Consider the following 696-nt stretch of genomic DNA (forward strand, 5'->3'; position numbering starts at 1 on the left):
GTTGCTCGCCCAGCGGGTCTACGGCCTGGCCCTGGGCTACGAGGACCTTAACGATCACGACGATCTCCGCCGCGACCCCTTGCTGGCCGCCGTCGTCGGCAAGGCTGATCCCACGGGCCAATCCCGGCCGCGGGCCCGCGACCGTGGCAAGGCCCTGGCCGGCAAGAGCACGCTGAACCGCCTGGAACTGACCCCCGCCGGCGCCAATGAGGACAGCCGCTCGAAGAAGATCACCTGCCGCATCCACGAGGTCGAGGACCTCTTCGTCAGGCTCTTCCTGCAGGCTCATCCCCGGCCTCCCGAGCACGTTGTGCTCGATCTCGACGCCACCGACGACCCGGTCCACGGTCACCAGCTCGGACGCTTCTTCCACGGCTATTACAAGGGATACTGCTATCTCCCGTTGTACATTTTCTGTGGCGATCACCTGCTGTGCGCGAAGCTGCGACCGGCGGATATCGACGCCTCGGCCGGGACGGTCAAGCACCTGCAGCGGATCGTCGATCAGCTCCGCCAGGCGTGGCCGGGGCTGAAGGTCACGATCCGGGCCGACAGCGGCTTCTGCCGCGAGCCGATCATGGCCTGGTGCGAACGCAACGGCGTCGATTACATCCTCGGGCTGGCGCAGAACCCCCGGCTCCGGGAGGCGATCGCTCAGCAATCGGATCAGGCGCGGCAGCAGTTCGAGGCGACCGG

General features: G+C 67.2%; 1 protein-coding gene. It reads left to right on the forward strand.

Annotated features, from left to right (window positions below):
- A partial coding sequence (locus tag HG800_RS26805) for an IS1380 family transposase (RefSeq protein ID WP_169981460.1) occupies positions 1-696 on the forward strand: 696 nt, incomplete at both ends.

This window comes from Tautonia rosea, assembly GCF_012958305.1.
GTDB classification, from domain to species: domain Bacteria; phylum Planctomycetota; class Planctomycetia; order Isosphaerales; family Isosphaeraceae; genus Tautonia; species Tautonia rosea.